The sequence below is a fragment of the Variovorax atrisoli genome (assembly GCF_014195185.1).
Lineage (GTDB): Bacteria > Pseudomonadota > Gammaproteobacteria > Burkholderiales > Burkholderiaceae_C > Variovorax > Variovorax atrisoli.
On sequence record NZ_JACIBG010000005.1, the window covers coordinates 525292 to 537835 of the forward strand.

Sequence of the window (12544 nt, forward strand, 5' to 3'; positions counted from 1 at the left end):
GCAGCCGGCTTTGAATAGCGGCTGCGCGTTTGTTTTTTTACTAAGCCCACCGCCATCGGCAAATCGCTGCTGGCTCCCGCAGGCAACTGCGGCAGATGACACAAAGGAAAAATCGTGGCACGTTACCTCGGCCCCAAGGCCAAACTTTCCCGCCGTGAAGGCACCGACCTGTTCCTGAAGAGCGCTCGCCGTTCGATCCAGGACAAGGCCAAGTTCGACTCCAAGCCCGGCCAGCACGGTCGCACCTCGGGTCAGCGCACCTCCGACTACGGTCTGCAGCTGCGCGAGAAGCAGAAGGTCAAGCGCATGTACGGCGTGCTCGAGAAGCAGTTCCGCCGCTACTTCGAAGAAGCCGATCGCCGCCGTGGCAACACCGGTGCCAACCTGCTGTCGATCCTCGAATCGCGCCTGGACAACGTCGTCTACCGCATGGGCTTCGGCTCGACCCGCGCCGAAGCGCGCCAGCTCGTGTCGCACAAGGCGATCACGGTGAACGGCCAGTCGGTCAACATCCCGTCGTACCTGGTCAAGACCGGCGACGTGATCGCCGTGCGCGAGAAGTCGAAGAAGCAGACCCGCGTTGTCGAAGCACTGCAACTCGCCCAGCAAGTCGGTATTCCGGCATGGGTCGACGTAAATGCCGACAAGGCCGAAGGCACGTTCAAGAAGGTGCCCGATCGCGACGAATTCGCAGCCGACATCAACGAATCGCTGATCGTCGAACTGTATTCGCGTTGATTTTTTCTACCCGCCTGCGCTCTCACGCGCTGGCGGGAGATTGTTTTTGTTGTTCACGTTCCTGTTCCGCGCTCTGCCGCGGCTCAGGTGCTTCACCAGCCTTACCGGTGTAACGAGCCGGGGGTATTGAGAGGAAGTCTGCATGCAAACCACCCTGCTGAAACCCAAGACCATCCAGGTCGAGCAACTTGCCGCCAACAAGGCCAAGGTGACGCTCGAGCCTTTCGAGCGTGGCTATGGCCACACGCTCGGCAACGCGCTGCGTCGCGTGCTGCTGTCGTCCATGGTGGGCTACTCGGCCACCGAAGTCACGATCGCTGGCGTTCTGCATGAGTACTCGTCGATCGACGGCGTGCAGGAAGATGTCGTCAACATCCTGCTGAATCTCAAGGGCGTGGTGTTCAAGCTCCACAACCGCGACGAAGTCACGCTGAGCCTGCGCAAGGACGGCGAAGGCCCGGTGCTGGCGTCCGACATCCAGACCCCGCACGACGTCGAGATCATCAACCCCGACCACGTGATCGCCCACCTGTCGCAAGGCGGCAAGCTCGACATGCAGATCAAGGTCGAGAAGGGCCGCGGCTACGTGCCCGGCACGATGCGCCGCTATGCGGACGAGCCGACCAAGTCGATCGGCCGCATCGTCCTCGACGCTTCGTTCTCGCCTGTCAAGCGCGTGAGCTACACCGTCGAGAGCGCCCGCGTGGAGCAGCGCACCGACTTGGACAAGCTGCTGGTCGAGATCGAGACCAACGGTGCGATCACCGCCGAAGACGCTGTGCGCGCATCGGCTAAAATCCTGGTCGAGCAGCTCGCCGTGTTCGCGCAGCTCGAAGGCGGCGAACTCGCTGCGTTCGATGCTCCGGCTCCGCGCAGCGCACAGCAGTTCGATCCGATCCTGCTGCGCCCTGTCGACGAACTCGAACTGACGGTGCGTTCGGCCAACTGCCTGAAGGCCGAAAACATCTACTACATCGGTGACCTGATCCAGCGCACCGAGAACGAGCTGCTCAAGACCCCGAACCTGGGTCGCAAGTCGCTCAACGAAATCAAGGAAGTGCTCGCCTCGCGTGGCCTGACCTTGGGCATGAAGCTCGAAAGCTGGCCGCCGGCCGGCCTCGACAAGCGTTGATTATTTGAATTTTGGAAAGAGGCCCCCTGAAAAGGGCCAGTGCACCGGGCAGTACCTGACACGGCTGCCTGTTTTTATAAAGTAAAGGAAAGCACCATGCGTCACGGACACGGACTCCGCAAACTCAACCGCACCAGCTCGCACCGCCTCGCGATGCTGCAGAACATGATGAATTCGCTCATCGAGCACGAAGTCATCAAGACCACGGTCCCCAAGGCCAAGGAACTGCGCCGCGTCATCGAGCCGATGATCACCCTGGCCAAGAAGCCCACCGTCGCCAACAAGCGCCTGGCCTTCGACCGCCTGCGCAACCGCGACAGCGTCGTGAAGCTCTTCGGCGACCTCGGCCCGCGTTTCGCAACGCGTCCGGGCGGCTACACCCGCATCCTGAAGATGGGTTTCCGCGTTGGCGACAATGCACCCATGGCGCTCGTCGAACTGGTTGATCGTCCTGAAATTAAAGAAGACGCAGCCGAGCAAAACGCCGCTGAATAAGCTATAATCTAAGTCTGCCGCGCGATGGAGCAGCCTGGTAGCTCGTTGGGCTCATAACCCAAAGGTCGCAAGTTCAAATCTTGCTCGCGCAACCAAATTGAAAGGCCCTTTGAGAAATCAAAGGGCCTTTTTCTTTTTCGCTCTTTTGTCGTTCTTTCTTTGCCGATCCGCTGCCGCCAAAGGCAAAAGGAATCGGACAAGGAATCGCAAAAAGAAATGCCCTCGCAATGAGGGCATTCCTGTTTTGGCCCGGCGATAAGGGTCAGTCCGGAACGACCGCAGTCACTTCGATCTCGACCTTCGCCCGATGCTCCACCAGTGCCGCGACCTGCACGCAGGTCATGGCCGGGAAGTTGCGGCCCATCGCTTCGCGGTAGACCGGGCCGAGTTCGCCCAGCCGCCGGCTGTATTCGTCGCGGTCTGTCACGTACCAGGTCATGCGGACCATGTGCTCGGGACCGGCGCCGCCTGCGCGCAGCACTTCGACGATGTTGCGCAGCGCCTGGCCGCACTGGTCGATGAAGTCGTCCGATTCGAACTGCTGCTGTGCATTCCAGCCGATCTGGCCGCCGATGAACAGCATCGTTCCGCGCGCGGCGACGCCGTTCGCATAGCCCTTGGGAGGCAGCCAGCCTTCGGGTTGCAGGAGTTTGTTGATCATGATGTCGTTGTGTTGGGTTGTCTCAGTTTGAATCGCTGGAGCTTGCCGGTTTCGGTGCGCGGCAGGGCCGGCACGAACTCGATCTCCCTCGGGTATTTGAACGGCGCGATGGTCGCCTTCACGTGGTCCTGCAATGTCTTCACAAGGGCGGCATTGCCTTCGTTGCCCGGCTTGAGGACGCAGAACGCCTTCACGATCATGCCGCGCTCCGGATCGGGCTTGCCGATCACACCGCACTCGGCCACCGCAGGGTGCTTGAGCAGCGCGTCCTCGACCTCCGGACCGCCGACGTTGTAGCCGGCTGTGATGATCATGTCGTCGGCGCGTGCCTGGTAGAAGAAGTAGCCATCGTCGTCCTGCACGAAGGAATCGCCCGGATAGTTCCAGCCGTTCTTCACGTAGTCGGTCTGCCGTGGATCGTCGAGATAGCGGCAGCCCACGGGCCCCTGCAGCGCGAGCTTGCCGACCGTTCCGCGCGGCACTTCGTTGCCCTGGTTGTCCACCACCTTCGCGGTGAAGCCCGGCACGACCTTTCCGACCGCGCCACGGCGCACGTCGGCGCCCGCGGCCGAGATGTAGATGTGGAAGACCTCGGTGCCCCCGATGCCGTCGAGCATCTCGATGCCGGAGGCCTCCTTCCATAGCTGCCGCGTGGCGTCGGGCAGGGCTTCGCCGGCGCTCACGCTGATACGAAGAGTGGGCATGCCGTGCTGCCTCACGAACGGCGCCATCTGGCGATAGAACGTGGGCGCCGTGTAGCAGATGGTCGCGCCGACCTCGTTGATGAGCTTCACCAGCCCTTCGGGCGTGAACGGCGCATCGGGGAAGTAGACGGAGGCGCCGGCCCACATCGGAAACACCAGCAGTCCGCCGAGCCCGAAGGTGAAGGCCAGCGGCGGCGAGCCCACGACGATGTCGTCGCTGCGCGCGCGCAGCACGTGGCGCGGCCAGGTCTGGCACATCGCGAGCACGTCGCGATGCGTGGTGACAGGGGCCTTCGGCTTGCCTGTGGTGCCCGAGGTGAAAGCCAGCAGCGCGATGTCGTCCGACGCCGTGGGGCAGGCCTGGAACACGCCGCTCTTCTTCGCTGCGCGCGCCGACAGCGAGTCGTCGGCATCGGGCTTGTTGAACGCCACCACCGTGGCGAGCACCGGATGCTCCCGCTGTGCGATCGCCAGCTCTTCGAGCAGTCGCCCGTCGCACAGCGCGGCCACGGGCTGGGCCTTCTCGATGATGTCGCCCAGCTCCTTGGCGCGCAGCAGCGGCATCGTCGCCACCGCGATCAGCCCGGCCTTCACCACTGCGAGCCATGCGAGGGCCATGGCCACCGAATTGCCGCCGCGCAGCAGCACGCGGTTGCCCGGCACCAGCTTGAGATCCTCGACCAGCACCTGCGCGATGCGATTGACCTCGACGGCCGCCTGCGCATAGGTCAGCGTGCCCTGCGGCGAGCGCAGCATCGGCTTGTCGCCGAAGCCCTTCGCCGCGGCCTTGTCGAGCAGTTCCTCGACCAGGTTGAGCTGGTCGGGCAACTGCAGCTCGGGCAGTTCGTAGCGAAAGACGGGCAGCTGTGCCGCGGGCGGCAAGCGGTCGTGAACGAAGCGGTCGACTTGGGCAGACACGGTGTTTATCCCCGTAGAACGGATTTGCCGATGATCAGTTGTTGAACTTCCGTCGCGCCCTCGTAGATGCGCAGCGAGCGGATGTCGCGGTAGAGGCTTTCAACCTTCGTGCCAACCTTCACGCCGAGGCCGCCGTGCATCTGCAGCGCCATGTCGATCACGCGGCTCGCGTTCTCGGTCGCGCACATCTTGGCCATGGCCGCGGCGGCCGACACGTCGCCCACTGCCGGTGCGCCGCGCCGCTCGGCGTCGTCGCGCATCCATGCGGCGCGGTAGGTGAGCAGCGCTGCACCGTCGATGAGCGCGGCCATCTCGCCGAGCTTCGCCTGCGTGAGCTGGAAGTCCGCCAGCGTCTGGCCGAACATGCGGCGCTTCTTCGAATGGGCGATCGCTTCCGCCAGCGCGCGCCGGCCCATGCCGAGCGCCGCCCCGGCCACCGAGGCGCGGAAGATGTCGAGCGTGCGCATCGCGAGCTTGAAGCCGCCGTTGAGCTCACCCAGCTGCGCGGTGCGCGGCACGACGCAGTTCTCGAAGCGCAGCGTGGCCAGCGGGTGCGGCGCCATCACGTCGATGTGCGCGGAGGTGTCGAGGCCCGGCGTCTTCGCATCGACAATGAAGGCGGTGATGCCGCGCGTGCCGCCCGCCGGGTCGGTCTTCGCGAACACGCAGTAGAAGTCGGCGATGCCGCCGTTGCTGATCCAGGTCTTCTCGCCGTCGAGCTTCCAGCCGTCGGCGGTCGCTTCGGCGCGCATCGCCATCGCGCCCACGTCGGAGCCGGCTTCGGGTTCGCTGAGCGCGAAGGCCGCGATCTTGCTGCCCTTGGCCACGGCGGTCAGGTAGTCGGCGTGTTGCTGCGGCGTGCCTGCGAGCGTGATCGCACCGCTGCCCAGGCCCTGCATCGCGAAGGCGAAGTCGGCCAGCGGCGAGTGGTAGGCGAGCGTCTCGCGCAGCAGCACCAGGGCGCGCGAGTCGAGCCGCTCCAGTGCGCCACCGGAACTGCCCGGTACGCAGTAGCGCAGCCAGCCGCCGGCGCCGAGGCGCTGGACCCAGTCGCGGCAGGCCGCGCGGTCGTCATGCTCGTCGACCTGCTGCGCGTCGGCCCAGGGCAGCAGGCCGTCGGCCAGCGCGCGGTGTGCGTCGTCGAAGAAGGGCAGCGCAAGGTGCGCCGTCGAAGGTGGTGCGGGAGCCTTGGTCAACATCGCGTCAGTCCCCGCCGAAGACCGGCTTGCGCTTGGCGGCGAAGGCTTCGTAGGCGCGCTTGAAGTCCTCGGTCTGCATGCAGATGGCCTGTGCCTGCGCTTCGGCTTCGATGGCCTGGTCGATGGTCATCGACCATTCCTGCGACAGCATCGTCTTCGTCATGCCGTGCGCGAAGGTCGGGCCTTCGGCGAGGTCGCGCGCGACCTTGGTGGCAGCCTCGAGCAGCGCATCGCTTTCGTGCAGTGCGTTGAAGAAGCCCCACGAATGGCCTTCCTGCGCCGTCATCGCGCGGCCGGTGAAGAGCAGCTCCGACGCGCGGCCCTGGCCGATCACGCGCGGCAGCAGCGCGCACGCGCCCATGTCCGCGCCGGCGAGGCCCACGCGAGTGAACAGGAAAGCGGTGCGCGTGGCGGGCGAGCCGTAGCGCAGGTCGCAGGCCAGCGCGATCATCGCCCCGGCACCTGCGCACACGCCGTCGATCGCGCCGACGATGGGCTGCGGGCAGGCGCGCATCGCCTTCACCAGATCGCCCGTCATGCGCGTGAACTCCAGCAGCTCGGGCATGCGCATGCCGGTCAGCGGGCCGATGATCTCGTGCACGTCGCCGCCGGAGCAGAAATTGCCGCCAGCGCCGGTCACGACGATCGCCTTCACGTCGGTGGCGTAGACCAGCGCACGGAACAGGTCGCGCAGCTCGCCGTACGAGTCGAAAGTCAGCGGGTTCTTGCGATCGGGCCGGTTCAGCGTGATGGTGCCCACGCCGGCCTCGAAGCTCCATGCGAAGTGCTCCGCCTTGTAGGCCGCCTTGGGTTCGAATTGCGCGCGCATGGGATTGCCCGCGCCGATGTAGTGCTTCATTCGGTCTCCGCCATCAGTAGTTGGTTATGCGAGTGCTGCTTGACCTTGCCCAGCAGCTTGTGCAGTTGCGCGATCTCCTTGGCGCTGAGGCCCGCGAAGGCCTCGACGATCCAGTCCTCGTGCTGCTGCGCCATTTCATTGAAGAGCTTGCGCCCGCGCGGCGTGAGGCGCACGCGCCACGCGCGGCGGTCGCCCTCCACGTTGATGCGCTCCACCAGCCCTTCGGACACGAGCTGGTCGGTGATGCCGGTCACGTTGCCGCCGGTCACCATCATGCGGCGCGAGAGCTCGTTCATCTTGAGGCCCTCGGGCGAGCGCTCGAGCTGCGACATCAGGTCGAAGCGCGGCAGCGTGGTGGCGAACTGCGAGCGCAGTTCGTTGCGCACCTGCTTCTCGATCAACTGGGTGCAGGTGAGCAGCCGAAGCCACAGCCGCAGCGCCTCGGGATGTTCGCTGTGCGCGCGCGCTTCGAGGTCCATGTCAGTGCGTCTCCTCGCTGTTCTGCGCGGCCATCGCCGCATTGGCGGCGGCCGCGAGCTGCTGCTGCTTGGCGATCTCGCGGTACATCTGGTCGCGGCCGCTCAGGTACTGCCGCGGCCATTCGATGTCGCGGCTCTGCAGCTTGGCGGCTTCGTGCAGGGTCCAGGCAGGGTCGGCAAGATGCGGGCGCGCGATGGCGCACAGGTCGGCGCGGCCGGCCGCGATGATGCTGTTGGCCTGGTCGGCATCGGTGATGGCGCCCACCGCGATGGTCGAGATGCCGACCTCGTTGCGGATGCGGTCGGAGAACGGCGTCTGGTACATGCGGCCGTACACCGGTTTCGCGGCGCGCGTGGTCTGGCCGGAAGACACGTCGATGAAGTCGGCGCCGGCGTCCTTGAACAGGCGCGCGACCACGATGGCGTCGGCATCGGTGTTGCCGCCGGGCGCCCAGTCGTGCGCCGAGATGCGCACGCTCATCGGCCTGTCGGCGGGCCATGCGGCGCGCATGGCGCGGAACACTTCGAGGGGGTAGCGGCAGCGCGCCTCGATGTCGCCACCGTATTCGTCGGTGCGCAGGTTGGTGAGCGGGCTGATGAAGGCCGACAGCAGGTAGCCGTGCGCGCAGTGCAGCTCGAGCCAGTCGAAGCCGCACTCGGCGGCGCGGCGGGTCGAGTCGACGAACTGGTCGCGCAGCGTGTCCATCTCGGCGCGGGTGATGGCGGCGGGCAGCTGGTTCTGTTCGCCGTAGGGCAGCGCGCTCGCGCCCAGCAGCGGCCAGTTGCCGCTTTCGAGCGGCTCGTCGGTGCCTTCCCAGCCCACGCGGGTCGAGCCCTTGGGTCCGCTGTGGCCGAGCTGCATCGCGATCTTGGCGCTCGACTGCGTGTGCACGAAGTCGACGATGCGCTTGAACGCGGCCTGCTGTGCGTCGTTGTAGAGGCCCGTGCAGCCGGGCGTGATGCGGCCTTCGGGCGTCGGGCTCGTCATTTCGACGAACACCATGGCCGCACCGCCGAGGGCGCGTGCGCCCAGGTGCACCAGCAGGAAGTCTTGCGGCACGCCGTCGACCGCGCTGTAGGTGGCCATGGGCGACACCAGGATGCGGTTCTTCAGCGTGAGCCCGCGCACCTTCAGCGGCATGAGCATCGGCGGCATCGCCTTGCCGCCTGCGAGCCACTGCTCGTAGCCGCTGAGCCACTGCGTGTCGCGCAGGCGCAGGTTCTCGTGGCTGATGCGCTGCGAGCGGGTGAGCAGCGAGTACGCGAACTGCTCGATCTGCATGCCCGTGTAGCGCGGCACGTTCTCGAACCACTCCGTGGAGTTGCGCGCGGCGTTCTGGATCTTCAGCACCTCGACGCTGCGGCGCGCCTCGTAGCCTTCGAGCACGTGGTCGACCGTGCCGCCCCGTGCGAACTCGTTGGCCAGGTCGATCGCGTCTTCCAGCGCCAGCTTGGTGCCCGAGCCGATCGAGAAGTGCGCCGTGTGTGCCGCATCGCCCATCAGCACCACGGGCACCGAGCGGCCCTCGACGTCGATGCGATGCGTCCAGCGCTCGCACACCACGCGCGGAAAGCGAATCCAGTTGGCCGAGCCGCGCAGGTGCGTGGCGTTGCTGATGAGCGAATGGCCGCCGAGGTACCTGGCGAAGAGCTTCTCGCAGAAGGCGATGGCCTCGGGCTGCTCCATCTGGTCGAGGCCGTGGGCCTTCCAGACGGCCTCGGGCGTCTCGACGATGAAGGTCGAGGTCTTGTCGTCGAACTGGTAGGCATGCGCCTGAAACCAGCCGTGCTCGGTCTGCTCGAAGGCGAAGGTGAAGGCGTCGAAGGTCTGGTGCGTGCCCAGCCACACGAAGCGGCAGTTGCGCAGGTCGATGTCGGGCCTGAACACGTCGGCGTAGCGCTGGCGGATGCGGCTGTTGAGGCCGTCGCTGGCGATCACCAGGTCGGCCTTGTACTTGGCGGCCATCGCCTGGTCGTCGGAGACGTCGGTCTCGAACACCAGCTCGACGCCCAGCTCGAGGCAGCGCTCCTGCAGGATGTTGAGCAGTCGCTTGCGGCCGATGCCGCAGAAGCCGTGGCCGCCCGAGCGCACCTGGCGGCCCTTGAAGAAGACCTGGATGTCGTCCCAATGGTGGAACTCGTTGCCGATGAGTGCCGCGGTCGGCGCATCGGCCGCGCGCAGGTTGGCCAGTGTCTGGTCGCTCAGCACCACGCCCCAGCCGAAGGTGTCGAAGGGACGGTTGCGTTCCACCACGGTGATCTGCAGCGCTGGGTTGCGCGCCTTCATCAGCAGGGCGAAGTACAGGCCTGCCGGCCCGCCGCCGATGCACAGGATGCGTTGGAGGTCCGAGGCGGGAGCGGACTTGGACGGGTCGAGGCTGTTCATGGCTAAATAGTTTAGACATAAACAATCCAATGTCAATCCGGGTTCGCGCAGGCCCGAAGCCGCCGCAGATCGCGGCTTGCGCCGACACGGGAAGTCATGCAAAAGCTTGGAAAAATCAATACCATGGCTGCCATGCAACACTTGATACCCAAGATCGAGTCGCAGCTGGCGTCGCTGCCTGTCCCTATCGCGCTCGAGCTGCCCGATGGCCGGCGCGTCGCACAGGCCGGAGCCCGCGTCACCCTGGCCTTCAAGGAATGGACGGTGCTGGCCAAGCTGGCGGCACGGCAGGTGGGCGCCATCGGCGAGGCCTATGTCGAGGGCAAGGTGCAGATCGAAGGCGCCATGCGCGACCTGATCGACGCCACGGTCGGCATGCTCCCCGGCAACCCGGCGGAGACCGACACCGGCTGGTGGAGCCGCCTGCAGCGCCGGGCCAAGTCGCATGGCTCGCACTCGCTGCGCAAGGACGCGGCGCAGATCGAGTTCCACTACGACGTCTCCGACGACTTCTACGCGCTGTGGCTCGACCCGCGCCGCGTGTATTCATGCGCCTACTTCCGCACGCCCGACCTCACGCTGGCACAGGCGCAGGAAGCCAAGCTCGACCACATCTGCCGCAAGCTGATGCTGCAGCCGGGCGAGCGCTACCTCGACATCGGCTCCGGATGGGGCGCCCTGCTGCTGTGGGCCGCAGAGCACTACGGCGTGGACGCCACCGGCATCACGCTGTCGAAGAACCAGTATGCGCACGTGCAGCGGCTCATCGAGGAGAAGGGGCTACAGGGCCGGGTGCGCGTCGAGCTGCGCGACTACCGCGAAGTGCCCACCGACAAGCCCTTCGACAAGATTTCCTCCGTCGGCATGTTCGAGCACGTGGGTGCGGCCAACATGCCGACCTACTTCCGCAAGATCCATGCGCTGCTGAAGCCCGGCGGCCTGGTGATGAACCACGGCATCACCTCCGGCGAGCTCAACTACCGGCAGCTCGGCGCCGGCATGGGCGACTTCATCGAGAAGTACATCTTCCCGGGTGGCGAACTGCTGCACGTGACGCACGTGCTGCGCGAGACGGCCGCGGCCGGCCTGGAGATGGTCGATACCGAAAGCCTGCGGCCGCACTACGCGCGCACGCTCTGGGCCTGGTCGGATGCGCTGGAGTCGCAGCTCGACACGGCGCGGGAAGTGCTGCAGCGAAGCGGCGGCCGCCAGAAGGAGAACGCGGAACGCATCCTGCGCGCCTATCGCCTCTACCTCGCGGGCTCCGCCATGAGCTTCGAGCAGGGCTGGATCTCGCTGCACCAGATGCTTTCCACCAAGCCCGACGGCAAGGTCGAACACGGCGTCCTTCGCGGCGCTCAATCGGTGTACCCTTTTGCGCGTGACTACATCTACAACAAGTGAGTGAGAACACCATGCTCTATCGATTCCAGTCCCGGGCCGCGCCCGATTTCGTGATGCTCGAAGTGCATGCGCGCCAGTTGCTCGAGATCGTCGGCAAGTCCGCCGCCCCGCAGGGCATCATCACCGTCGAGCAGATCCCCGGCGCCATCTCGGCCCTCGAGGCCGCCCTGGCACGCGAGGCCTCCAACTCCCACAACAACGACGACTACGCCGTCGAAGGCCACGCCAACGAGGCCGAGAAGCAGCACGTCGGCCTGCATCAGCGCGCGATCCCGCTGCTGCACATGCTCAAGGACTCGCTGGCCGAAAAGAAGGACGTGACCTGGAAGACCTGATCACCAAAGATCAGCCGCCCCCGGCCCTTTCGTGAAACACCACGGACCCGGCTCTGCCGGTCCGTCGGTGTTGCCCCCTGCAAGGGGTTTGGCGAAGCGACACGAAGTGCGCGCAGCCTGGGGGTCAGTCGACTTTTGCTCCGGAGTCCTTGACCACCTTCGCCCACTTCACATGCTCGCTCGCAATGAGCTTCGTGAAGTCCGCAGGCGAGTTCCCGCTCGGGATCGCGCCCTGCGCGAGCATCTTCTCCTTCATGGCCGGCGTGCCCAGCGCCTTGGCCACTTCCTGCTGGATGCGGTTCACGATCTCCGGTGACGTGCCCGCCGGCGCCAGCAGCCCGAACCACGAGCTTGCCTCGTAGCCCTTGAGCGTCGGGCCGCCCACTTCCGCCACCGTCGGGATGTCGGGCAGGGCCGGCGAACGCTGTGCGCTCGTCACCGCCAGCGCGGTGAGCTTGCCGGCCTTGATCTGCGCCATCGAGGAGGGCAGGTTGTCGAACATCACGTCGGCATTCCCTCCCACCATGTCCAGCAGCGCCGGGCCCGAGCCCTTGTACGGGATGTGGGCCATGAAGGTGCCGGTCATGCTCTTGAACAGCTCGCCCGCCAGGTGGATCGAGGTGCCGCTGCCGCTGGAGGCCATGTTCAGCTTGCCGGGGTTGGCCTTGGCGTACTTGATGAAGTCCTGCACGTTGTGGATGTTCAGCGACTTCGCCTTGTCGGCGTTCATCTCCATCACGTTCGGCACGGCGGCCACCAGGGTGATCGGCGCGAAGTCCTTGATCGGGTCGAAGGGCAGCTTGGGGTACAGCGCGCGGTTGATGCCGTGCGTGCCCACCGTGCCCATCAGCAGCGTGTAGCCGTCGTTCGGCGCGCGCGCCACGATCTCGGCGCCCACGTTGCCGCCGGCGCCCGCGCGGTTGTCCACGATGAACTGCTGGCCGAAGGCCTTCGAGAGTTCGGGCGCGATGGCGCGCGCCAGGATGTCGGTGGTGCCGCCGGCCGCGAAGGGCACGACGATGCGCACCGGCTTGGTCGGCCAGGTGCCCTGGGCCCACGAGGGAGCGGCGATGAGGGTCAGCGCGGCGGCGGCGGATGCGGCCAGCGCGGTGCGGCGATTCAGTGAGAGAAAGGTCTGATGGGTCATGCGCGCGTTTGTACAGGCGCACGCCTTCGCCGTCGCGGGTGAAAACCCCGTGGCTGCGTGAGGGAGTTGGCAGCGCGCGGGCCGCGG

At 66.1% G+C, this 12544-nt stretch carries 12 protein-coding genes and 1 tRNA gene; 6 read left to right on the plus strand and 7 right to left on the minus strand.

Annotated features, from left to right (window positions below; translation table 11 throughout):
- The first annotated feature begins 114 nt into the window (after positions 1–114).
- From rpsD to FHY06_RS20295, 4 genes are all read left to right on the plus strand, one after another.
- Positions 115–738: a 30S ribosomal protein S4 gene (gene rpsD, locus FHY06_RS20280; protein WP_019653978.1), complete on the plus strand. Its 624-nt coding sequence runs from the start codon at positions 115–117 to the stop codon at positions 736–738.
- 142 nt (positions 739–880) lie between these two features.
- Complete coding sequence (locus tag FHY06_RS20285) at positions 881–1870, plus strand: DNA-directed RNA polymerase subunit alpha (protein WP_009124827.1); 990 nt, start codon at positions 881–883, stop codon at positions 1868–1870.
- Positions 1871–1966: 96 nt separating this feature from the next.
- Positions 1967–2365: a 50S ribosomal protein L17 gene (gene rplQ / locus FHY06_RS20290; RefSeq protein ID WP_019653979.1), complete on the plus strand. Its 399-nt coding sequence runs from the start codon at positions 1967–1969 to the stop codon at positions 2363–2365.
- 18 nt (positions 2366–2383) lie between these two features.
- Positions 2384–2460, plus strand: a tRNA-Met gene (locus FHY06_RS20295).
- 167 nt (positions 2461–2627) lie between these two features.
- Here FHY06_RS20295 and FHY06_RS20300 read toward each other — a convergent pair.
- Genes FHY06_RS20300 through FHY06_RS20325 form a run of 6 tightly spaced genes read right to left on the minus strand, consistent with a single transcriptional unit; the run spans position 2628 to position 9571 of the window.
- A complete protein-coding gene (locus FHY06_RS20300; RefSeq protein WP_019654036.1) occupies positions 2628–3026 on the minus strand; it encodes a RidA family protein in 399 nt (132 codons plus the stop codon).
- Complete coding sequence (locus FHY06_RS20305) at positions 3023–4648, minus strand: AMP-binding protein (RefSeq protein WP_184606155.1); 1626 nt, start codon at positions 4646–4648, stop codon at positions 3023–3025. Before FHY06_RS20305 ends, FHY06_RS20300 begins: the two co-directional genes overlap by 4 nt.
- A 5-nt stretch (positions 4649–4653) precedes the next feature.
- Positions 4654–5847 carry an acyl-CoA dehydrogenase family protein gene (locus FHY06_RS20310; protein WP_126183778.1) on the minus strand — a complete coding sequence of 398 codons (1194 nt, stop codon included), beginning with the start codon at positions 5845–5847 and terminating at the stop codon, positions 4654–4656.
- A gap of 4 nt (positions 5848–5851) precedes the next feature.
- Positions 5852–6706: an enoyl-CoA hydratase family protein gene (locus FHY06_RS20315; protein ID WP_019654039.1), complete on the minus strand. Its 855-nt coding sequence runs from the start codon at positions 6704–6706 to the stop codon at positions 5852–5854.
- The gene (locus FHY06_RS20320; RefSeq protein WP_126183779.1) at positions 6703–7185 is read right to left on the minus strand and encodes a MarR family winged helix-turn-helix transcriptional regulator; all 483 of its coding nucleotides are present in this window, start codon (positions 7183–7185) and stop codon (positions 6703–6705) included. Before FHY06_RS20320 ends, FHY06_RS20315 begins: the two co-directional genes overlap by 4 nt.
- Position 7186: 1 nt before the next feature.
- Complete coding sequence (locus FHY06_RS20325; protein ID WP_184606156.1) at positions 7187–9571, minus strand: bifunctional salicylyl-CoA 5-hydroxylase/oxidoreductase; 2385 nt, start codon at positions 9569–9571, stop codon at positions 7187–7189.
- Positions 9572–9703: 132 nt separating this feature from the next.
- On the opposite strand from FHY06_RS20325, the gene FHY06_RS20330 reads away from it, so the two are divergent.
- Together FHY06_RS20330 and FHY06_RS20335 are read left to right on the plus strand one after the other, a co-directional pair.
- Entirely contained in the window at positions 9704–10975 is a 1272-nt protein-coding gene (locus FHY06_RS20330) for a class I SAM-dependent methyltransferase (protein ID WP_184606192.1), read from the plus strand.
- 11 nt (positions 10976–10986) lie between these two features.
- Complete coding sequence (locus tag FHY06_RS20335) at positions 10987–11310, plus strand: DUF1840 domain-containing protein (RefSeq protein ID WP_019654043.1); 324 nt, start codon at positions 10987–10989, stop codon at positions 11308–11310.
- Positions 11311–11434: 124 nt separating this feature from the next.
- Here the strand turns inward: FHY06_RS20335 and FHY06_RS20340 are convergent, their stop codons facing one another.
- On the minus strand, positions 11435–12457 hold the full coding sequence (locus FHY06_RS20340; RefSeq protein ID WP_132801516.1) for a Bug family tripartite tricarboxylate transporter substrate binding protein: 1023 nt from the start codon (positions 12455–12457) through the stop codon (positions 11435–11437).
- Positions 12458–12544 lie beyond the last annotated feature (87 nt).

Excerpts from the sequence above, each read along its gene's own strand:
- FHY06_RS20285 (WP_009124827.1), top strand. The coding sequence starts at position 881 with ATGCAAACCACCCTGCTGAAACCCAAGACCATCCAGGTCGAGCAACTT.
- rplQ (WP_019653979.1), top strand. The coding sequence starts at position 1,967 with ATGCGTCACGGACACGGACTCCGCAAACTCAACCGCACCAGCTCGCAC.
- FHY06_RS20300 (WP_019654036.1), bottom strand. The coding sequence starts at position 3,026 with ATGATCAACAAACTCCTGCAACCCGAAGGCTGGCTGCCTCCCAAGGGC.
- FHY06_RS20310 (WP_126183778.1), bottom strand. The coding sequence starts at position 5,847 with ATGTTGACCAAGGCTCCCGCACCACCTTCGACGGCGCACCTTGCGCTG.
- FHY06_RS20315 (WP_019654039.1), bottom strand. The coding sequence starts at position 6,706 with ATGAAGCACTACATCGGCGCGGGCAATCCCATGCGCGCGCAATTCGAA.
- FHY06_RS20320 (WP_126183779.1), bottom strand. The coding sequence starts at position 7,185 with ATGGACCTCGAAGCGCGCGCGCACAGCGAACATCCCGAGGCGCTGCGG.
- FHY06_RS20325 (WP_184606156.1), bottom strand. The coding sequence starts at position 9,571 with ATGAACAGCCTCGACCCGTCCAAGTCCGCTCCCGCCTCGGACCTCCAA.
- FHY06_RS20330 (WP_184606192.1), top strand. The coding sequence starts at position 9,704 with ATGCAACACTTGATACCCAAGATCGAGTCGCAGCTGGCGTCGCTGCCT.
- FHY06_RS20335 (WP_019654043.1), top strand. The coding sequence starts at position 10,987 with ATGCTCTATCGATTCCAGTCCCGGGCCGCGCCCGATTTCGTGATGCTC.
- FHY06_RS20340 (WP_132801516.1), bottom strand. The coding sequence starts at position 12,457 with ATGACCCATCAGACCTTTCTCTCACTGAATCGCCGCACCGCGCTGGCC.